The organism is Pseudomonas sp. PS02290 (assembly GCF_029960075.1).
Classification (GTDB): domain Bacteria; phylum Pseudomonadota; class Gammaproteobacteria; order Pseudomonadales; family Pseudomonadaceae; genus Aquipseudomonas.
The window spans coordinates 22,573-42,772 of record NZ_JASCOY010000046.1 but is presented as its reverse complement, the minus strand read 5'-3'; the positions used below and the strand labels follow the sequence as shown (position 1 = coordinate 42,772).

General features: G+C 55.7%; 19 protein-coding genes and 4 pseudogenes. 19 read left to right on the top strand and 4 right to left on the bottom strand.

Annotated features, from left to right (window positions below; all coding sequences use genetic code 11):
* A partial coding sequence (locus tag QMX88_RS18720; protein ID WP_282371794.1) for an ABC transporter permease occupies window positions 1-1,010 on the bottom strand: 1,010 nt, incomplete at its 3' end.
* Between QMX88_RS18720 and QMX88_RS18715 the strand changes: the two genes are divergently transcribed.
* The 15 genes and pseudogenes from QMX88_RS18715 to QMX88_RS29775 form a co-directional block, all read left to right on the top strand.
* Entirely contained in the window at window positions 1,009-1,140 is a 132-nt protein-coding gene (locus QMX88_RS18715) for a hypothetical protein (protein WP_282371793.1), read from the top strand. The genes QMX88_RS18720 and QMX88_RS18715 overlap by 2 nt on opposite strands.
* 266 nt (window positions 1,141-1,406) lie before the next feature.
* Complete coding sequence (locus tag QMX88_RS18710) at window positions 1,407-1,901, top strand: GNAT family N-acetyltransferase (RefSeq protein ID WP_282371797.1); 495 nt, start codon at window positions 1,407-1,409, stop codon at window positions 1,899-1,901.
* Window positions 1,902-2,548: 647 nt separating this feature from the next.
* The gene (locus QMX88_RS18700; RefSeq protein ID WP_282371792.1) at window positions 2,549-3,520 is read left to right on the top strand and encodes a helix-turn-helix transcriptional regulator; all 972 of its coding nucleotides are present in this window, start codon (window positions 2,549-2,551) and stop codon (window positions 3,518-3,520) included.
* Window positions 3,521-3,910: 390 nt separating this feature from the next.
* The gene (locus QMX88_RS18695) at window positions 3,911-4,354 is read left to right on the top strand and encodes a hypothetical protein (protein WP_282371791.1); all 444 of its coding nucleotides are present in this window, start codon (window positions 3,911-3,913) and stop codon (window positions 4,352-4,354) included.
* A 156-nt stretch (window positions 4,355-4,510) separates the two neighbouring features.
* Window positions 4,511-5,299 (top strand): annotated as a pseudogene (locus tag QMX88_RS29790) (MCP four helix bundle domain-containing protein); the annotation flags it as partial.
* Window positions 5,294-6,157 (top strand): methyl-accepting chemotaxis protein, encoded by an 864-nt coding sequence (locus QMX88_RS29785; protein ID WP_442969474.1) that lies wholly within the window; start codon window positions 5,294-5,296, stop codon window positions 6,155-6,157. The pseudogene QMX88_RS29790 and the gene QMX88_RS29785, both read left to right, overlap by 6 nt.
* A 159-nt stretch (window positions 6,158-6,316) precedes the next feature.
* Window positions 6,317-6,631: a hypothetical protein gene (locus QMX88_RS18685; protein ID WP_282371789.1), complete on the top strand. Its 315-nt coding sequence runs from the start codon at window positions 6,317-6,319 to the stop codon at window positions 6,629-6,631.
* Window positions 6,603-7,163, top strand: a complete 561-nt coding sequence (locus QMX88_RS18680; RefSeq protein ID WP_282371788.1) for a hypothetical protein — start codon at window positions 6,603-6,605, stop codon at window positions 7,161-7,163. The genes QMX88_RS18685 and QMX88_RS18680 overlap by 29 nt, the downstream gene beginning before the upstream one ends.
* Window positions 7,164-7,245: 82 nt before the next feature.
* Window positions 7,246-8,475 (top strand): polysaccharide lyase family 1 protein, encoded by a 1,230-nt coding sequence (locus QMX88_RS18675; RefSeq protein WP_282371787.1) that lies wholly within the window; start codon window positions 7,246-7,248, stop codon window positions 8,473-8,475.
* Between the two features lie 210 nt (window positions 8,476-8,685).
* Complete coding sequence (locus tag QMX88_RS18670) at window positions 8,686-9,297, top strand: glutathione S-transferase (RefSeq protein WP_282371786.1); 612 nt, start codon at window positions 8,686-8,688, stop codon at window positions 9,295-9,297.
* Window positions 9,245-9,475 (top strand): annotated as a pseudogene (locus QMX88_RS29780) (hypothetical protein); the annotation flags it as partial. The gene QMX88_RS18670 and the pseudogene QMX88_RS29780, both read left to right, overlap by 53 nt.
* A 153-nt stretch (window positions 9,476-9,628) precedes the next feature.
* Window positions 9,629-10,141: a hypothetical protein gene (locus QMX88_RS18660; RefSeq protein WP_282371784.1), complete on the top strand. Its 513-nt coding sequence runs from the start codon at window positions 9,629-9,631 to the stop codon at window positions 10,139-10,141.
* Between the two features lie 7 nt (window positions 10,142-10,148).
* Complete coding sequence (locus tag QMX88_RS18655) at window positions 10,149-10,589, top strand: DUF421 domain-containing protein (RefSeq protein ID WP_237253660.1); 441 nt, start codon at window positions 10,149-10,151, stop codon at window positions 10,587-10,589.
* A gap of 228 nt (window positions 10,590-10,817) precedes the next feature.
* Window positions 10,818-11,879: pseudogene (locus QMX88_RS18650) on the top strand (PAS domain-containing protein); the annotation flags it as partial.
* A 48-nt stretch (window positions 11,880-11,927) separates the two neighbouring features.
* A pseudogene (locus tag QMX88_RS29775) lies at window positions 11,928-12,164 on the top strand (methyl-accepting chemotaxis protein); the annotation flags it as partial.
* A 113-nt stretch (window positions 12,165-12,277) separates the two neighbouring features.
* Here the strand turns inward: QMX88_RS29775 and QMX88_RS18645 are convergent.
* Window positions 12,278-12,661: a response regulator gene (locus tag QMX88_RS18645; protein WP_282371782.1), complete on the bottom strand. Its 384-nt coding sequence runs from the start codon at window positions 12,659-12,661 to the stop codon at window positions 12,278-12,280.
* 241 nt (window positions 12,662-12,902) lie between these two features.
* On the opposite strand from QMX88_RS18645, the gene QMX88_RS18640 reads away from it, so the two are divergent.
* Window positions 12,903-14,714 (top strand): ABC transporter ATP-binding protein, encoded by a 1,812-nt coding sequence (locus tag QMX88_RS18640; RefSeq protein WP_282371781.1) that lies wholly within the window; start codon window positions 12,903-12,905, stop codon window positions 14,712-14,714.
* 100 nt (window positions 14,715-14,814) lie between these two features.
* Here QMX88_RS18640 and QMX88_RS18635 read toward each other — a convergent pair whose 3' ends face one another.
* Window positions 14,815-15,201: a tautomerase family protein gene (locus QMX88_RS18635; RefSeq protein WP_282371796.1), complete on the bottom strand. Its 387-nt coding sequence runs from the start codon at window positions 15,199-15,201 to the stop codon at window positions 14,815-14,817.
* A 270-nt stretch (window positions 15,202-15,471) separates the two neighbouring features.
* Between QMX88_RS18635 and QMX88_RS18630 the strand changes: the two genes are divergently transcribed.
* Complete coding sequence (locus QMX88_RS18630) at window positions 15,472-16,515, top strand: MsnO8 family LLM class oxidoreductase (RefSeq protein WP_282371780.1); 1,044 nt, start codon at window positions 15,472-15,474, stop codon at window positions 16,513-16,515.
* 2 nt (window positions 16,516-16,517) lie between these two features.
* Window positions 16,518-17,639 carry an alkene reductase gene (locus QMX88_RS18625; RefSeq protein ID WP_282371779.1) on the top strand — a complete coding sequence of 374 codons (1,122 nt, stop codon included), beginning with the start codon at window positions 16,518-16,520 and terminating at the stop codon, window positions 17,637-17,639.
* 143 nt (window positions 17,640-17,782) lie between these two features.
* Here QMX88_RS18625 and QMX88_RS18620 read toward each other — a convergent pair whose 3' ends face one another.
* Window positions 17,783-18,751 carry an AraC family transcriptional regulator gene (locus QMX88_RS18620; protein WP_282371778.1) on the bottom strand — a complete coding sequence of 323 codons (969 nt, stop codon included), beginning with the start codon at window positions 18,749-18,751 and terminating at the stop codon, window positions 17,783-17,785.
* Between the two features lie 103 nt (window positions 18,752-18,854).
* Between QMX88_RS18620 and QMX88_RS18615 the strand changes: the two genes are divergently transcribed.
* Window positions 18,855-20,105, top strand: a complete 1,251-nt coding sequence (locus tag QMX88_RS18615; protein ID WP_282371777.1) for an MFS transporter — start codon at window positions 18,855-18,857, stop codon at window positions 20,103-20,105.
* Window positions 20,106-20,200 lie beyond the last annotated feature (95 nt).

The following is a 20,200-nucleotide window of genomic DNA, read 5'->3' as shown; positions in this document are numbered from 1 at the left end:
GTCTGCTCATCCAGTTGCTCGAAGATGCTCTCCGCACCGGCGACGCCTTTCTGGATGGTGGAACTGACTTCGGACAACTGACGGATCGGCTTGGGCAGCAGGCCGGCCATGGTGATGTAGGCCACCAAATCGCCCGCCGACGAATCGCCGCGCAGATAAAGGACAAGGAACATCACGATGGCCATGCCGCTGTAGGTCACCAATTGCAGCATCGGTGTGTAAACCGCGCCGGTCTTGGTCATCGCCAACTGCTTTTTGGTATTGCTGCGGCTGGCCTTTTCGAAGCGGGCCTTTTCGTAGTCTTCGCCGCCAAAGCTGCGGACCACGCGATAACCGTGAATTGTTTCTGACGCCACGTGGGTCACATCGCCCATGGCCACCTGAATCTTTTTGCTCTGCTTGCGAAACTTCTTGCTGGTGCTGTTCACCATGACCGCGATGAGCGGCAGTATCGCCAGCATGACCAAGGTCAGTTTCCAGTTCATCCACAACAGTGCGCCGAACAGGAAGATGACCGTCATGCCTTCGCGAATCACAACTTGGATTGCGTCGGTGGCAGCGCCAGTGACCATGGTCACGTTGAAGGTGATGCGCGAGATCAGGTGCCCGGAGTTGCTGTTGTCGAAAAAGCGGTTGGGCAGCGTGAGCAATTTGTTGAACAGCACGACACGCAGGTCATGCACCAGCCCGAGGGAGACGCGGTCGAGGAAGAAATTGCCCAGATAGGACCCGACGCCTTGCCAGACCGCGCTCAGCACGATCATCAGCGGCACAAGCTGGAGCAATTGCAGGTGGCCAATATAGGGGTTGTCGGGGAAAAGACTGGCTTCGGGATTAACGAGGCCATCGACGAAGTATTTAAGGACGTAGGCGAGCATCGGCTGGGTGGACGCAAAGATAAGAAAGCCGACAATGCTCAAGCAGAAAAGGCCGGTGTAGGGCCGGACATAGGTCAACAGGCGAAAGTAAATCGCCAGGGTCGTTTTAGCTTGAGGATCAGGACTGCTCATGGAAATCCGCACGAAAAAAATTGGCGGAATTTTACCACAATCCATGAACGTCAGACCTGCCGAGATCCAAGCAAGCCGACTCGATGGGAGGCTGAAGCGCTTTGAAACGATCGGACAAGGTGGGCCATGATGGAGCAAGCGCCCTCTGCAAAAAAGCGTTGCTGTCTGGCCCTTGGAAGCGGGCTGTCTCAGAGACCTCCAAGCTTTTCACCGAGCTACCGCTATCCGGCCAGACACTGCACCTAACCGCAGACTGCATCAGGTGAAACCTTGTGGATGAAAGGTTTGAGTGCAGTGCCGGAGTCTTTTCAGTTCATGGACCAAAAGCCTGCTGCAGAAACAAAGCTACATATGCACATATCCCCTTGCTCTGCCAAAACTTACCAGGAGAATGCAGTGACCGCTTCTGAGATACGCATTGATCGATACGCACCGGGCGACGAGCAGGACATTGTCGATATGATCCTGACCATTCAGAGGGAAGAGTTCGGAATGAGCATCTCCGCGCACGACCAGCCGGATCTGATGTCTATTCGGACTTTTTATCAGACCGGCGTCGGTGATTTTTGGGTGGCCCGGTATAACGGTATGGTGATCGGTACAATCGGCTTGAAGGACATAGGCAATGGAGAGGCTGCACTACGGAAGATGTTCGTCGCCAAGCCCTGGCGTGGACGCGAATCAGGGGTGGCGCGGCAGTTGCTGAAATGTTTGCTTGATGCTGCCAAGCTCGCAGTATTAAAGCGCGTCTATTTAGGAACAACGGCAGAGTTTTTGGCGGCGCATCGGTTTTATCAAAAGCACGGGTTTCAGCGTATCAATAAGAAAGCACTGCCAGGGACGTTTCCGCTAATGACGGTTGACACGCGGTTTTACCTGTTGGCGATGTAATGACATTCCAAGGTGTGTGTCGCGGCAGTAGCACCTAGCCTACTAAACAGATTGAAAACCCCGACCTGAGGGCATAATTTTGGGACTGGGGCCGGAGGGAGGGCGCACACGCGGATGCGACGGGTTTGCTCGTTGAGTCCGGCTGCCAGTCACCTAACCTGTGCCCTCATTTATACACAGCCCAAAGTGATCCAACACAAGGCCCGGCGCTCCAGATCGGCGCGCTAGGTCAACACATGCGTCCGGGGCACCGAACGAATTTCGTCTGCGGTCGGCAGGCCAACGAAATGGCAGAACTCCCCAAGGTCGCTCCGGTATGCCTGTCAGGTGCGCGGATTGCCGATCTTGGCGAGCCACTCGACGGCCGGCGGCACTCCGGCTAGCATCTGAAGCTGTGCCGCCGTTAGCCGGCGCTCGGTCGGCGAGGATGGTCATTCATTCCTTCTTCCTTCAACGCTGCAGGCATGGAAAACACCAGGTCCAGAGCATGCTCCACCATCATCGCGATAGATCATTTGTTAAGCGGATAGACAGTAAACAAGTGATAGGCTGAAGCGATTTGACACAACAATTCTGCCGTGAATCACTCACAGCGCGTTCGCCCCGCGAGTTTATAGAAGTTTGGACTATCTTCATCGGTACTATTTATGAGCGATTTCCATTACCTGGCTTCCCACTTAGTGGATGAAGAAGCCGCTGAAAAATATTTAGCAAAATATTGCTTTGAGATGGATTTATTTACTGTCGAAAAGAACAGGCTGGAGTGCGTTACAAAGCTATGCAAACTGGGTGAGTCAACAGTAAGTATTACCTCATCGCCGACCGGCTGGGGATACAAAGTACGATCAGAGGCTGATGGGTTTCTGTTCACCCTAGCTCAAGAAGGAAATGTAGTATGGGAGAGTGGCAAGCAGCGAACGCTCTCGAAAGCTAATGCCGGACTTTTGATAGACCATAGAGAACTGACAATGGCTAGTTATTCTCGGCGGTCACAGTATTTAGCAATCTACGTCGCTCATACAGATCTCATTAAATACTTGTCCATATTGAATGGCGAGACTCAAGCTTCCAGGTTGGTTTTCAAAAAAAATGAATGTGGGGTTTTGATAACTGAATTCATGAAGAGCGTGGGAAGTACTATAATCAGTCTGGCAGCAGGAAGTGACTTAGTACAAGATAAAGTTCTGACTCATCTCAAAGAAAGCCTTATGTGCTTCATTGTATACAATGTGGAGAACAACTATTCGCAGTTGCTAACATGCACCAGAACTCTGGAAGCACCAACGCCCTACACTATAAAAAGGACCGTAGAATATGTTGAGCATCATTACGATAGGCTATTGACCTTAAGTGACTTGGCAGCCTTTTCTGGGGTTAGCGTAAGAAGTTTGCAGCTAGGCTTTAAGCAATTCAAAGAATGTACTCCCATGAGCTACCTTCGCGACGTGAGACTAAAGAAGGCTCACGTTATGCTCAAATCGCGAGAGCACCCCATCCGAACACCTAAAGAAATTGCTGCACTTTGTGGATTCACCAATTTTTACCTATTTGATAAGTACTACACCTCTACGTTTGGAGAGCGGCCAATCGAGACCTTGAGAGCAAACTCATTTATCTAGCTGCGCGAGAACCCAGCACGCTTTTGCGTTGGTACGGCTCACGCGATCTCCTAGCATGCACCTTCATGGGGTGTGGCTGCAGTGCATCGCCTTTGGGCATAAGCAGAGGTTAAGTCTGCGTAAAGCACGTTCTAAATTAAAAAAAAGCGAAAATATTTAAAAAAAACGCATATATTTTCGCCTTTGCAAAAAATTATCTTCCATGGGTAGTAGCGCAGCATTATCTTTGACGAAAAACTCAGTACTCATACAAGTGTGACTAAGATGTCTACACAAGCCTTGTGTGATGCCGTTGCAGATCTCAACTGGGATGATAGCTAACTGCTGTCGATCGCAATTACAGGCGCAGTGAAAATTAGTTATCCCTCCAATACGTCTGAGTTCGAAAAAATGACTTTGCCGACACTTCAATTAAATACCCTTGCAGAGCTTTCTCGCTTCAATCAAGGGCTTTCGAAACAAGCTGCGAGCGCGGAATTTGCTGCTACAAAACTTGAAATCGCTTTTCACGATGTGAGTAGCGCGATGCGAGATATACCCATCACAATTGATGCGGACAATGTTGTACGACATAGCTTTAAGGAAAGGATGCTGCGACGCGACTCCTTCGTGCTATTCAAAGCGGTATTGAGTTTGACAAAGAACTTAGCGGACGCTGTAGGCATACTTAGCCAGAGTGGTGCAAAAGCCCTTTCTGCAAGCTACAAGATCTTGATAAAAGATCACGAAGGTAATGCTGCGGTCCATCAGGCGCAGTGTGAACTTACAGAAATTTTAATGGCTCTGGAAAATTTAGAGATCCGGCTTCGCGCGATGGTCCGGCCATTAACTTAATGGCAGAGCCGCTTAGGCTAAGAAAGAGCCTATGATGACGAATCCTTAAGCTTTTGTTAGTGAACAAATTGAAGCCATTTTTTCTCACCCCGTCTGTCTCAAGCTTGGTTCGAAACTAAGTTGAAGGACGAAAGTTCTTACTGCAGGACGATAACTATGTCTACGTTGCATGTTTCGAAGTCAAAACTAAAATCCAAATTGATGATAGCATTTGGGCTCTGCGCACTGATCACCATTGCAGTGGCCGCGCTTGGGCTATCCGGCTTGGCTAAGCTAAACGGTCAAATTGAGGACATTGTCGAAAATAATGTCGTTTCCATCAACCAAGCCCAAACCGTAAATGCCAGCGCGATTGCCACTAACCGTGATTTTCTCAAAGCGGTGATGCTGACTGCTGCAAACGCAAGCGTTGACGAGATCAGGGAAAACCAGGAGTCGTACCGGCAAAATCAAGATAAAGCCCTTACGGCATTCAAAGCATACCGTGCCACACCCTTAGAGCCCGACGAGAAAGCCGCTGGTGACAGCTTTGAGCGCGACTGGCCGGCTTATATCGGTGCAGTAGACAAAGGATTTAGCGCGCTAAAAAACGATGACATCCAGCGCGCACGAGACATTGCCACTTCTGATGTGTTACCTGCCTACAAAGCTGTCAAAGGCGATCTCAACGTCATTCTTGATTCTAATACCCGGCAAGCTAGTGAGGCTACGCTCTTCGCGCAAAGCGAATCTGCCCAACTCACCTGGATGCTGAGTATTGGCTGCCTATTGGCCGTCTTGTGTGCAGGAGTACTTGGCCTCGTGACTACCAAATTGGTGACCGGTCCAATTTACAAGTCTGTTGACGCTGCGGGCCGTGTGGCGAGAGGTGATCTGACTCAACGGGTTGAGGTAAGTGGAACTGATGAAACGGGGCAGCTTTTGCAATCCCTCAGCGATATGCAAGGTAATCTTAAACATACGGTCCAGCAAATTGCCAGCGCAGCGGATCAACTAGCATCTGCTGCGGAAGAGTTGACCACGGTCACCGACAGCAGCACGCGCGGACTGGTAATGCAAAGCAGCGAAATTCAGCAAGCGGCAACGGCAGTTACGGAAATGACCGCCGCTGTTGAAGAAGTCGCCCGTAATGCGGTCAGCACATCACAGATCTCCAGCACGACTGCGGACGAGGCTCACAAAGGTCAACAGCAAGTGCAGCAAGCCGTAACGGCGATAGACGCGGTCACCTTTGCCATTACTGATTCCACGCAGCGCGTCCAAGCATTAGCTGGACAAATTCATGACATCACTAAGGTTTTGGAAGTCATTCGTGGCATTGCCGAACAGACCAACCTTTTGGCGTTGAATGCCGCCATTGAGGCAGCACGAGCCGGCGAGCAGGGTCGGGGTTTTGCAGTAGTTGCAGATGAGGTTCGCGCACTGGCCCACCGCACCCAGTCCTCCACCAAGGAGATAGAGACCATGATCAGCCACGTTCGCAAAGGCGCTGATGATGCAGTACTGGCCATGGGTAAAAGCCAAAGCATGATTATGGATACCCAGGCGTTAGCGACCGAGGCTGGCTTCGCACTCAAACGCATAAGCGAAGGCGTGCATCAGATCAGCGAACGCAACATGGTGATTGCCAGTGCCGCAGAGCAGCAGGCGCAGGTGGCAAGAGAGATTGATCGCAACTTGATAAATGTGCAGGACCTTTCCGCTCAAACGGCAGCAGGCGCTAATCAAACAAGCGCGTCGAGCAGTGAGCTCTCTAAATTGGCGCTATCTTTCACCAAACTTGTAGGACATTTCAAGCTCTGAAGTTCCTACTACCGCCCATAAGGAAGCTAGGTGAGCCTTGCTTTAACTTGTTGTGCCGCATCATCATACTCGGCAATTATATTTGTGTTGACCTGTTAAAAACATATCAAGCTTTTGCACAAGCAGAGCTAGTGGATCAGTCTTGCAAGGATAGAAGTTGTGAAAGCACTAGACTATGTAACATTTAGATACCGCATGCCAAACGGTCACGACGGGCATGGTTTTTACACCAGCGACCTTGAATGCACACAAGATCATTTTGAGGTAACACCCCAAGGTCGCTTGGTCCGTATCGTCTCCACTGATGAACTAGCTAGGCCACTCGAGGACCTTAACTATTCGGGCTGGCTGGATATTACGTCTTCCGCAGATTGTTTCCGTTTGGCCTTTGCAGATGGTGCGTTACTAGCGATTCAGTTGGCAAGTGATGATGACTGGACGCCGTTTGATTCGAACAACTGCACGTCGAGCTAAGACTTTACAGGGGGGGGCTAGCGGATCACTGCCATTTGGAAATGATGTGAAATATATTGGAAAGTATCAGTTCAGGTCTGTGCTTGTATTCAATAACTTGACCAAAACACTTGCCGCTGAAATTGATAGTATCGTTTCAATGATGAAGCTGCTCGAAAGAGATAGCTATTATGCAACTGATGCGGTCATTGATCCAGCTCCTGGGCTAGTCAATGAGCGATCTTCAATGCCATCCGGAGTGCCTTTAAATTATAAACTCGCCGAGCTGAATCTCAGATTGGATTATTTGAAGGAGGTGTTGCTTCCGAGTCTTAACATGCTCATGATCGACGTGGTGGATTGCATGGAGTCTGAAATGGTTGATGAGCAATGCATAACCGCCATACCTAAAGAAGAGCTCAGGTCCGCAGCTATATCGATGGTGGAATCTTGCGTTCCGATGCTGGAAAAAATGGACACTGACCTAGGCGAGATGCAGGTGAGCTTGAAATGCTTTGCGCAAACTGAATTTCAGCTGAAAGAAAAATTGTAATCTGTTCTAAGTGTCATTTGGTGGGATGGTATGACCTCGGAAAATTGATAAGATCCCTCCTTCAGCTCATCAGAGAACGTGTATGTTTGTTTTCCTCCAAACCATTCGATATCTGTTTTTGTTTACGTCATTAGGCACATTGCTGACCCCAGTGATATGTTTCAGCGCGGAAATTCCAGTAGGCTTCGCAAGCGGTGTTACGGGAGGGGGAAGCGCCCCTGCTGTACACCCTCGCACTGTTGATGAATTGAGAACAGCTCTGTGTGCCACCACAGACAGTCATGGAGCGTGCACAGACACTGCCCCACGAGTTATTAGTCTAGATCGCGCATTCGACTTTCGTGGGACTGTTCTGTCCGATGGAAGCCCGGACGTGACTGAGACCGGCTGTATGGCTAATGTATGCACCAACGGAAGCGGTCAATGGGGGATTGATGGAGTTACTCATTTCTGCCAGTCACGGCCCAAGACGACCATCACCTATGATAAGGCTGGCTTACAGCACCTGAAAATCGGTTCGAACAAAACTTTAGTTGGTCAAGGCTCGAAAGCAGGAATCAAAGGCATCGGGCTCTTCGTCGGAGACGGTGCTAAAAATGTAATTATTCGTAATCTCACAATATCTGACATCAATCCACGTGTTGTCTGGGGTGGAGATGCCTTAACTCTGGACAATACCGATGGAGTCTGGATTGACCACGACACGTTTGCTCGGATAGGTCGGCAGATGATCGTCACGGGTTTTGGAAGCGCGAGTCACGTCACCATCTCTGACAACGAGTTTGATGGCAGGACGCAATATTCTGCAACGTGCGACGGTCATCACTATTTTGTCTGGCTATTCTTGGGCAAAGATGACACGTTAACTCTCGCTGGCAATTATATTCACCACACCTCCGGCAGAGCTCCCCATTCAGGTGGAATGAATGGAGCGCAGGTTCGTGCCCAGTTGGTCAACAACCTCTTTAGTCATTTGACTTATCAGGGTGCGATCATGTCTAGAACCGATACATCTTATCTCTTGGTTGAAGGCAACTACTTTGAGGATGTGACTCACCCGCTTTTCAATGATTCCAAACAGCCAGGCAATGCGTTTGCTCTGTTCGGCTCCACCGCCGGTGATGCCTGTCAAAGTACGTTGGGCAGGAAGTGCGTTGGGAACGATGTTAGTAGCAGTGGCTCTGACTTTACCCCCCAAGATCAGGCTGTTTTGGATGCATTCAGGCTATATCGACGCTATCTGGTGCATCCAGCGGCGCCGAGCTTGACCCGAGTATCTGTCCTCAACAACGCTGGGGTCGGGCATATCTAGGCGTACGGTGCTACTCGCACGTATACACGGATCTGTGCGGCGGCACGTTACTGCCGTCGCTCCCTCGACCGTCGGGGACCTACCCTCGCTACAGCCAACCGAGCCTCTAAGGCTAACGACATCGCCTGTACTCCCTGGAAACACCAAATTCCGCTTCTCTGCGGCAAAGCCAAGAAATAGGATTGATCCCACCAGAAAGGAGTGCGCCTTATGAAACTGATTGGGATGCTGGATTCCCCCTATGTTCGCCGTGTGGCTATTTCGCTGGATGTCATGGGTATGTCGTTCGAGCACGCGACGCTTTCGGTATTCCGCGATTACGAAGCATTCGGTGCGATCAACCCGGTGGTGAAGGCACCGAGTTTGGTGCTGGATGACGGTAGCGTGTTGATGGATTCGACGCTGATCATCGACTACTTCGAGGCGCTGAGCCCGGCTGAGCAAAAATTGATGCCACACCAGGCTTTGCCTCTGGCCGCATCGCTGCGGATCTTGGGGCTGGCGTTGGCTGCCTGCGAAAAGGCAGTGCAGATCGTTTACGAATACAAACTGCGACCGGAGGAAAAACGCCATCAGCCTTGGCTGGACCGGGTAACCCAGCAGTTGTTGGCGGCTTGTCGCGCATGGGATGCCCTAATGTCGGGACCGCAACCGGTTGCGCCAGATAGGCCGGGACAGGTCGACATCACCAGCGCCGTCGCCTGGTCGTTCATTCAGTTGATGGTCGCTGATGTGGTCAGGGCGAATGCTTTCCCATCCTTGCAGGCACATGCGACACGCTGGGAAGCTACCGAGCTATTTAAACGCTACCCTCAAAGTTGATTGCCCAATCCAGAGCGGAAGGGCGGTCGGCCTTGTCTGGGCGACTTCCCGCCCCTTGTTCAACGGCTTGTTCAGCAACTTGATCGTGGCGACGCTGATCGCCGGCGTAATGCCCGCGCTTGCCGCCTGGATCGGCCATCGGATCGTCGATGCGGTGGTTCAGGCCATGCAGATCCATGGCGATGGCAGCCCCTAGCCTGATCGAAGCGCTAAATCCAAAGACGAGCTCAGCGTCTCAAACGCCCCCACGAAATCAGCAGCACCCGCTTACCCCACCAGAACTTCCCACAGACCAAAGCAGTCACATCGCTAGTCCCGACGAGTGATGCGTATGAGCCTCTTAGAGCAGGAAATGCAGGACCGTGAACACCCCGTGGCCGAGGACATTGCGCTGCAGCGCAAGGTCTGGAAGTTCCAGAGGGTTGGCTGGTATGTGCTGACGGCGGTGGTCGTCCTGACATTGCTCGGCTTGTTTTCCAGAGGCCCGCTCAGCACGCTCGAATCGGTGAGCGAGCAGGGTGATCTGACGGTGCAGTACGAGCGTTTCCACCGAGCGGGCGGGACCAATCCAATGATCGTCCAGGCCACGGGGCAACCGGGCAAAGAGGTCACACTGTCGATCAGCAAGCCTATGCTGGATGGCTTCAGCATCGAGTCTATCCAGCCGCAGCCGGTCAGCTCGGTGGGCAGTCCCGAGGGTTTGAGTCTTACTTTCCCCACCGACAAGAGCGGGCACGTCACGCTCTTTATCTCATGGCGCAGCGACGGCATCGGGCTTTTCAAAAGTCAGATCAGTGTCGTGGGCGGCGGCCACATTCCAGTCACTCAGTTCATTTACCCATAGGTGCTCAATGGATGCCGTACTACGCGCGGGCGCGATTTATCTGGCACTGATGGTGCTCTTCAAGATTTCTGGCCGACGATCATTGGGGGAGCTGACGTCGTTTGATTTCGTGCTGCTGATGGTCATTGGCGAAGCCACCCAGCAAGCGCTGCTGGGCGATGACTTCTCTGTGACCAATGCGGTTCTGGTCATCGTGACGTTGATGGTGATCGACATCGGGCTTTCCCTCGTCAAGCGGCGGTCCAAACGCTTGGCCAAGCTGATCGATGGGGGGCCGACGATCATCGTTGAAAACGGCGCTTTCCTGCGACATCGCATGCACGAGGCCCGTATTCAGGAAGACGACATCCTGGAGGCCGCAAGAATAGAGCAGGGTTTCGAACGAGTGGAGCAGATCAAGTACGCGATCCTGGAGCGAAACGGCAAGATCTCGATCATTCCTGCCTGACTCTCTGCCCCGTTACGGCCTGATAAGAAGCGCTATCCAGCATCGCGAACGGCTTGGTCAGGCGGGGCATGCCAAAGCCAGGAAAACAGATCTGACCATGGTTCCCTCCGCGTGGCTCGATATACACACACCTCGTAAGCAGATCCTCTATTACTGAGGAATTTCAGCGGGTTGACGGCCATTTATTCAGCCAGACAGATAAAGTTTCTGTCGCTTGAGACGATAAGAATGGCAAGGTGCCATGGAGGAGGCCCGTCACGCATTTCGAGCTTGTACACCATGCCCAATTTTTTCCTTCTTCGCCGCGATCGTCGCGCCCTGAAGCAATTGCTGACGTCGATCATGAGCGGCGAACATCCTGAGGTCGCCCAGTGCAAAGAAGGTCCAGCAGTGCTGGATGCCTGGCGCCTGATCCAGTCCTCCAATGATCAATACCAATCCCGCATAGCCCAACTCGAAAAGGAGCTTGAGGATGCCCGCGAGTTGCTTCGCGAATCAGCAGCCTCCGCGTCAGCTCACGAGATCAGATTCGATTTGGTCAATCGCGCGTCCAGTGAAGGTCTTTGGGACATGGAGGTCGTGGCAGGCGACCCGGTCAACCCCGGAAATCGCTTTTGGTGGTCGCAGCAATTCCGCAGCCTGCTGGGCTTCAAGGACGAAAGAGACTTTCCAAATGTGCTCGCCAGTTGGGCCGATCGGCTCCATCCGCAGGACAAGCAGGCAACACTCGACGCCTTCGCTCGCCATCTCAACGACAAGTCCGGAATGACCCCATACAAAGTCAATAATCGGCTCGCCATGAAAGACGGTTCATATCGCTGGTTCCACGCACAGGGTGAGACACTCCGCGACGAGCGAGGCACGCCCATCCGGGTCGCTGGCTCGCTCCGGGATATCCATGACCAGCTGGAGCGGGACCAGGAGCACGACGTCATCATCACCAGATTCGAGCTGGCTCGGGAAATGCTCTCGGATGGGCTTTGGGATATGGAGGTCATTGCCGGAGACCCTGTAAACCCCAAAAACCCGTTCTGGTGGTCACCTCAGTTCCGCCGGTTGCTGGGTTTCGAAACGGTTGAGGAGTTTCCAGATGTGTTGGACAGCTGGGCATCCAGGTTACACCCGGATGACAAGGACAGAAGCCTCAGCGCCTTCGGGGCTCATCTGAGTGACAGATCAGGCAAGACACCCTTCGATATCGAGTACCGGCTGAGGATGAAAAGCGGCGAATATCGGTGGTTCCGTGCGCGAGGCCAGACCAGGCGTGACCCCGCCGGCCTGCCGCTGCGAGTAGTCGGTGCGCTTGTGGACGTCAACTTGCAACACGAGCAGGACGTGCTGAGGGAAACAGAGGTCAAGCATCAGCAGACGCTTGAGCACAATATCGCGCAATTGTCCCAGATCGTGGGGACGATCCAGAGCATCGCGAGCCAGACCAATCTTTTGGCCCTGAATGCGGCCATTGAGGCTGCACGTGCGGGTGAGGCGGGTCGTGGCTTCGCAGTGGTTGCCGACGAGGTTCGCAAGTTGGCGACGCGTACCACTGAAGCGACTGAACAGGCAGCCGGCATGATTGCCCGCTAGCCCCTACTTTCTTCGAACCCCTGGTTCCTTGAACCGGGTTGAGGTCTGAAAAGAAGTGGTTCGGAAAAAGACTCTCCAACGTAACCGCCATGGGGTCGGCAGCATCACTCTCGGTTAATCGCCAGAGCTAATGCGCGCCGACAAATGGCGCCGATATCCAGGGAATGCCAAGGTTTGGGGATGAAAAGAGGAGCATATCCAGACTCCAGGATTTGTTGCCCTCGTCCTCCCGAGGACAAGATCACCGGGATGCGGGGCCATTGAGCTTGCACCCGGTTTGCCAAGCCAATACCGCTCAGCCCACCCGGCATATGGATGTCGGACAGGATGAGATCCGCCCCTCCCGAGGTCTTGCACAACCAGTCCCAAGCGTCGTCGCCTGTCTCTGCTGTGACGACCTCGAAGCCTTCCGTCTCTAAAATTTCATGGATCAAACTGCGAATGAGCCAGTCATCTTCCACCACTAAAACGGTTGATAACACTGTCATTTGCCCATCCTGGTTTGTTGTGCGTTTTGGACTGGGCCGCTGTCTGCGGGTTCCCATTTCCGTTACATCCGTAGCTCAAGTCTCTCTGCACGGTTATACCGCCCTGACGGAGTGGCCTGCAGTTCTATGCAAAGCCTGAATCGCCCCTGATTATCCAGATGGCTACCCACAAGACCGGGGAAGCGTGCCGAACTAGCCGCTACAATCCCCCGTCACCGCCAATCCGGAGCCTGCGCCTTTGATGTCGTTGTTCAATCGTTTGACTGCATTTTCAACCCAGAGCGGCAGGGCGGTCGGCCTTGTTTGGGCGACTTCCCGCCCCTTGTTCGCCGGCTTGATCGTGGCGACGCTGATCGCCGGCATTTTGCCCGCGCTGGCTGCCTGGATCGGCCAGCGGATCGTCGATGCGGTGGTTCAGGCGATGCAGATCCACGCCAATGGCAGCCAGGCGCCGGTGTGGCCTGTCCTGCGTTACGTGTTGGCCGAGGCGGGCGTGTTGGCGTTGCTGGCCGCGGCGCAACGGGCGCTTTCAATGCAACAGGCGCTGCTGCGGGTGCAGTTGGGGCAGAAGGTCAATCTGATGATCCTGGAAAAGGCCCAGACCCTTTCGCTGCTGCAGTTCGAGGACTCGACCTTTTACGACAAGTTGGTGCGCGTGCGCCGCGATGCATCGACACGGCCACTGGGCCTTGTCACCAAAGGCCTGGGGCTGACGCAAAACCTGATCTCGCTGGTCAGCTTTGCGGTGCTGCTGGTGCATTTTTCCCCTTGGGCGCTGCTGATCCTGGTGCTCGGTGCGCTGCCGGTGTTCTTCGCCGAGACGCATTTCTCCGGTAATGCCTTCCGCCTGTTTCAGCGTCGCGCCCCGGAAACCCGCCAGCAAAATTACCTGGAGGCCTTGCTGTCCCAGGAGGCGCATACCAAAGAAGTGAAGCTGTTCGGCATGGCGCCGTTGTTGCTGCAACGCTATCGCGACAATTTCACGCGCCTGTACGCCGAAGACCGCCGACTCACCGTGCGACGCGACACTTGGGGCTTTGCCCTCGGGCTATTGGGCACAGCCGCGTTCTACGTAGCCTACGCCTGGGTAGTCATGGACACCGTGCGCGGCCAGACCACACTCGGGCAGATGACGATGTACCTGGTGCTGTTCAAGCAAGGCCAGGTCGCCATCACTGCCAGCCTCAGCGCGATTGCCGGTCTGTACGAGGACGGCCTGTACCTGTCTGACCTCTACGAATACCTTGGGGTGCCGGTTGCACCTGTACGCGGCACGCTGAAGGCCGGTGCACGCCCGGGCGATGGCCTGCGCTGCGAGGGCCTGGGGTTCCGCTACCCGGGTGCTGCGAATCCCACGCTCACCGACATCAGCCTGCACCTGACCCCCGGCATGAGCCTGGCGCTGGTGGGCGAAAACGGCTCGGGTAAAACCACATTGATCAAACTGCTGACCCGACTCTATACGCCTGACGAAGGCAGGATCCTGCTGGACGGCAGCGATTTGCAGGACTGGGACGAACAGGCCTTGCACCAGCGCATCGGGGTGATCTTTCAGGACTACATCCGTTACCAGATGACGGTCGGCGAAAACCTCGGCGTGGGTGACGTCGACGCGTTCGATGACCAGGACCGTTGGCGCGATGCGGCCACCCAAGGAATCGCCGCCGAGTTCATCGAACGCTTGAGCAACGGCTATCACACGCAGTTGGGCCGCTGGTTCGCCGGTGGGCAGGAATTGTCCGGTGGGCAATGGCAAAAGCTGGCGCTGTCGCGGGCCTACATGCGCCGTGAGGCTGATCTGCTGATTCTGGACGAACCGACGGCCGCCCTCGACGCAGGGGCCGAGGCTGCCGTATTCGAGCACTTCCGCGAGTACGCGAAGGGGCGCATGACGTTGCTCATTTCTCACCGATTCTCCAGCGTGCGCAACGCTGACCACATCATCGTGCTGGATCAGGGCCGGATTCTGGAGCAGGGGACCCACGCGCAGCTGATGGCGGGCGGCGGGCGCTATGCCAGCCTGTTCGACATCCAGGCGCGTGGGTATCGGTAGTCGCCGACCCGCATAGTTCCTGCGGGCGACTGGATGAAGCCGGCCATAGCTGCCGGCTATCGGCCCATTAGCGGCCCGTCCGCACGTCTACTTGTTTATTTCAGGGCGCGTACTGCATTTCCCCGTTTCCGAAGGACCAGTTCTCCTTCTTGTTATCAATCAGACTGATCCAGATGTCTTCCTGTCTGTGCCCGGTCCTGTCATGAATGCCTTGGGCGATAGCCTTATAAAACGCCTTCTTCACGTCAATGGTTCGCCCTTCGTTCCAGGCCACCTGAATGAACACGATGTTCTTTGTGTAGGTAATGCCCAGATAGCCCTCAGCCGGGTACACCAGTTCATCGCTGGCATGGCGGTGAATGATCTGAAATCGGTCATGTTCGGGCACGTTCGCCGTGCTGATCATTGCTTCGTAAATCACGTCACCGATTGCGGCAACTGTCTCATCGGGTGCGTCGGCGGAGATATCAATCCGTACAAGCGGCATAGCGTATTCCTCTTCAGGCAGTGATGAAGTGACGGACGTAATACTAAAGGGAAATGGAGCCTGACCCACGCCTCCAATTGCCCCGTGTCCTGTCTTCTTGATGCGTTTTTGTAGACGAGCAGGTTCGCCAGTTGCAGTGATACCACTGTGAAGGTCCTCTAGCCGGGTAGAAAAGCTCATTGGTGAATTGAATTCATGTGATTCGGTAAAAACGAGCCGAAATCTCGCATCGTTTCTCCAATAGGCTGTGTTCTTTGTCCGGAGGGCGCAGTGAGACTTAGCATTCTTGACCATTCCCCAGTAGACGACGGCTTTAACGCCGGCGATGCGCTATGGGCCACTACGCGGCTGGCGCAAGCAGCCGAGTCTTTGGGCTACGAACGCTACTGGGTGGCGGAGCACCATCAATCCAGGGTTCAGGCGGGAAGCAGCCCCGAGCTGTTGATGATGCAGATTGCCGCCCATACGGAGACGATCAGGGTTGGCTCGGGTGGCATCATGCTGCCGCATTACAGCGCGTACAAAGTTGCCGAGACAGCGCGTGTGCTGGAGGCGTTGTACCCGGGGCGGATAGACCTGGGAGTAGGGAGGGCGCCCGGAGCGGACCAACGCGTCACCCGTGCCCTCAATGATGAGAAGACACACCAGATTCCTTTCCCGGCCAAGCTCAAGGACCTCAAGGCTCTGCTCCTTGATGACAAAGAGGGGGCAGGCGATCAGCCGCAGCCGATCTACGCTGCACCTCGGATCACGACCCTCCCTGAGTTGCACATACTGGGTGCCAGCGGCAGTACCGCTGAACTGGCCGCTCTGGAAGGGATGGGCTTCACGTTTGCGCACTTCATCAACCCCCATCATCAGCAAGGTGTGCTGGCCGCCGAGCATTATCGCGCCAACTTTCGTCCATCAAAACTGCATGCCGCGCCCAGTGTCATCGTTGCTGTATTCGCAGTAGTGGCCGACACCGTCGAGCAGGCCGAGCGGCTGGCGACCAGCTTTGATGACTGGTTGCTGCGGGCAGAGTCTGTTGCCCCAGCCGAGGCGTTGGCGCTGCCCGAGGCGGTCGACCCTACGCAATACAGCGCTGAAGCACGCGATCGAGTCGCGCTCAACCGCATGCGCGTGGTTGTTGGCGACGGTCCGTTGGCGATTCAGCAACTGCAGCGCATCGCGTCGCAGTATCAGACCGATCAGATGATGGTCATCCCCATGATCCCCGGCGAAGCAAACCGACAGCGTGCTATCGAGCTGCTCGCTCGCGCCAACAACGAATCCAACCTTCGCGCCCCACAGCGGGCACTTCAGGAGAACTAATCATGACCTTATTTGAAGCATACGAACTCGGCGCCACAACGCTTGGCAACCGCATCGTCATGGCACCGATGACCCGGTCGCGCGCCCCTGACGACATTGCGACGGAGCAAATCGCCCTGCACTACACCCAACGCGGCACCGCCGGTTTAATTGTTTCGGAAGGCACGCCGATCTCTCGTGAGGGCCAGGGTTATCTCTTCAACCCGGGCATCTATACCGAAGAGCAGATCAAGGGATGGAAGCTGGTCATCGACTCGGTCCACAGCGTCGGCGGGAAGATGTTCGCCCAGCTGTGGCACGTTGGCCGCGTGTCCCACACTTCCATTCAGATCGACGGCAAAGCGCCCGTCAGCGCTACCAGCAAACAAGCCCAAGGCGCAGTTGCCTTTGGTTACACGGAAGACGGGGAGCCGGGTTTTGTGGCCACATCCACGCCACGACCGTTGACCACCGAAGAGGTAGCACGCGTGGTTGAAGATTTCGCCCAGGCTGCTGAAAACGCTATCGCGGCCGGGTTCGACGGGGTGGAAATTCATGGCGCCAACGGCTATCTGCTTGAGCAATTCCTGAATCCGCTGGTGAATGACCGAACCGATCGCTACTCAGCAGACACGCTGGAAAATCGTTTGCGTTTCGTATTCGAGGTCGTCGATGCGGCCGCCGCCAGAATCGGCGCTGATCGAGTGGGTATCCGGATTTCGCCATACGGCCAGTTGTTCGATATGCCGCTGTATCCGCAGATCGACGAAACCTACTCAGCGCTCTGTGCGGGCATGAGCCAGCGCGGCATCGCTTACGTTCACGTAATGGATCAGACCCACTTCTTCATGGCAGAGGAAGGCTCGGCTGCCCAGGAGCAAGCGCTTCGTGACCTGCTCAAAGACTGCAAAACACAGTTGGGCAAGACCGCATTGATCCTCGCCGGGGACATGACCCGAGAGCGCGCTGAAGACCTGCTGCAGGCGGGCCTGATCGATCTGGCGGCATTCGGGCAGCCCTTCATTGCAAATCCTGATCTGGTCGCCCGGCTGCAAAATGGCTGGTCACTGACCGAGCCGGATCGCGACACCTACTACGGCGGCGATGCAAAAGGCTATGTCGACTATCCGCCCTACATGGGCTGATTGAAGAAGCGATGCGTGCCTGTAAATGTCCAGCGCGAAGGCTGCGGTGGGATGCTGAAGGCACGCTTCAGCCACCGTGCCGTCTACCGATTGTCAATGTTCCATCAGGTGGACGTAGGTAGTAACGCTACCTTCATCCAGCGTCAGGTCGCAGCCGCCTGCCTCAACCTACGGCTCAACCCGGGCGTTTTACCCGTAACACGCTTGAACGCCCGACTGAACGCCGCTTGAGACGTATAGCCCAAACGCTGCGCGACCTCTTCAATCGGTACCCTTTCCAGCGTCAGCCACTGGCTGGCAAGCCGCATTCGCACTTCAGTGACGTAGCGCAGCGGGGTCATGCCAATCGTCAGTTGAAAACGCTCTGCAAAAACCGAGCGGGACGTATTGCAGTGCGCCGCCAGTTGCTCGACAGTCCAGTCGCTGCCCGGTTGCTGATGCAGCGCCAGAAGGGCACCTGCCAGCCGCGGATCGCGCAGAGCGGCGACCAGGCCGGAAGCGTTGCCGCAAGCGCACTCGACCCAACCGCGAACGACCATGGCGGCGACCACGTCGGCCAGTCGCGCAAGGATGCCGGCGAAGCCGACGCGTGCGGCGCTGACCTCGCGCTCCATGGTGGCGAGAATAGGCACCAGCCCGGGATAACGCTGGCCGCCGGCATCGATCAGCATGAGGCCCGGCATCAGCTTCCCAAGGCCATGCAGGCTACCCAACTCGAATTCCATGCAGCCACTGAACACCAGCGTGGTCGGCGTGGAGCCGGCATCGGTTCCGGTATCTACGGCGCTGACGGTGTCGCCGAGGGGCTCGCCGTTCAGAAGGTCGATGTCCTGCACGGGCGCGTGCGCATGCGAGAGCAACTGATGGGCTGCGCCGTGGGAGATGAACACGGCGTTACCGGCGGACAGCGCATAGGTCGTCCCGTCATCCATGCGCAGCACCGCATTGCCGACCGCCAGGAAGTGGAACCAGGCATGTCCGGGTTTGGCATCGAAGCCCAGGCCGAAGGTCGGGCCCGCCTGGATGCGCCGGTACTCGACACCGCGCAGGCGCATGCCGCGCAACAGCTCGTTGATGAGATCGGAAGAAAGAGCAAATTGATCTGGTGGCATTGTTCAGGAGTTTCAGTCAAAAAAACGGGTTTTTCGATCATAGATCATCCGGATTCACCCGCCTAGACTGCGGGTCGCAATTGAAGATTGGGAGATCTGTGCAATGACCGACCTTACATGCAATGCCGTACCCGACAGCCGTTCCGGCACCGGGCCGGATGTAGAACCTGCAACCCCCGCGTGGATGGCCGTGTTCTCGTTGGCCATGGGCGTATTCGGTTTGCTGACTGCCGAGTACCTCCCGGCCAGCCTGTTGACGCCAATGGCGAAGGAGCTGGCGGTGTCCGAAGCGCTGGCTGGCCAAGCGGTAACGGTAACCGCTGTGGTGGCACTGTTCGCGGGCCTGTTGGTGCCCGGCCTGACTCGCAGCATTGATCGCCGCTGGGTGCTACTGGGTTTTTCCACGTTGATGATCGCTTCCAATCTGTTGGTCGCGGTTTCCTCCAGTTTCGCGGTGCTTTTGGCGATGCGTATCCTGCTGGGCATCGCGCTTGGCGGGTTCTGGAGCATGGCGGCGGCGGTGGCGATGCGCTTGGTGCCGGGGGCCTTGTTGCCGCGAGCGCTCTCGATCATTTTCAGCGGCATCGCCATCGGGACAGTGGTTGCAGTCCCGCTGGGCAGTTATCTGGGCGGGCTATATGGCTGGCGCAGCGCGTTCTTTGCAGCGGCAGCGGTGGGGGTGGTGACCCTGGCATTCCAGTCGTTCACGCTGCCGAGTCTCGCGCCACGCCGTCCGGCCCGTCTGCGCACGGTACTTGAAGTGCTGCTGCGCCCGGGCATCGCCATGGGGATGTTCGGTTGCGTGCTGGTGCACAGCGGCCACTTTGCGATGTTCACGTATATCCGGCCATTCCTCGAAGGCACGACTGGCGTTGGCCCGCAGGGGCTGTCGCTGATGCTGCTGGGTTTTGGTGTGGCGAACTTTGTCGGCACGTTGGTGGCGGGGTGGTTGCTGACTCGTCACCCGCTGGCCGCCCTGGTGTTGATGCCCGCGCTGGTAGGCGTTGCGGCACTGGCGTTGGTCCTGTTGCCAGCCTCTGTGCCAGGGCAGGCCGTCCTGCTGGCGGTCTGGGGCTTGGCGTTTGGCGGTGTGCCGGTGGCGTGGTCGAACTGGGTCGCCAGCGCGGTCCCTGACCAGGCGGAAAGCGCCGGGGGCATGGTGGTGGCGTCTGTACAATCGGCCATCGCCGCAGGCGCAGCTGCGGGTGGTGCCATGTTCAGCGTCGGTGGCAGCGCAGGCGTTTTTCTGGCGGCGGCCGTGCTGATGCTGCTGGCCGCGTTGCTGATTGCACTGCGTGTACGAGTTCCTTCGGCAGATGGCGCTGTGCTTAAAGGGCCAGCACTGCATTTGTGATTTGGCGCTCCAAGGGGCGCCGATCGGCCCTAGCGGCTTATCTCTGCCTAGATACCTGCGGCCCCGGGATTCAACTCGGTTACATCTTCGACCAA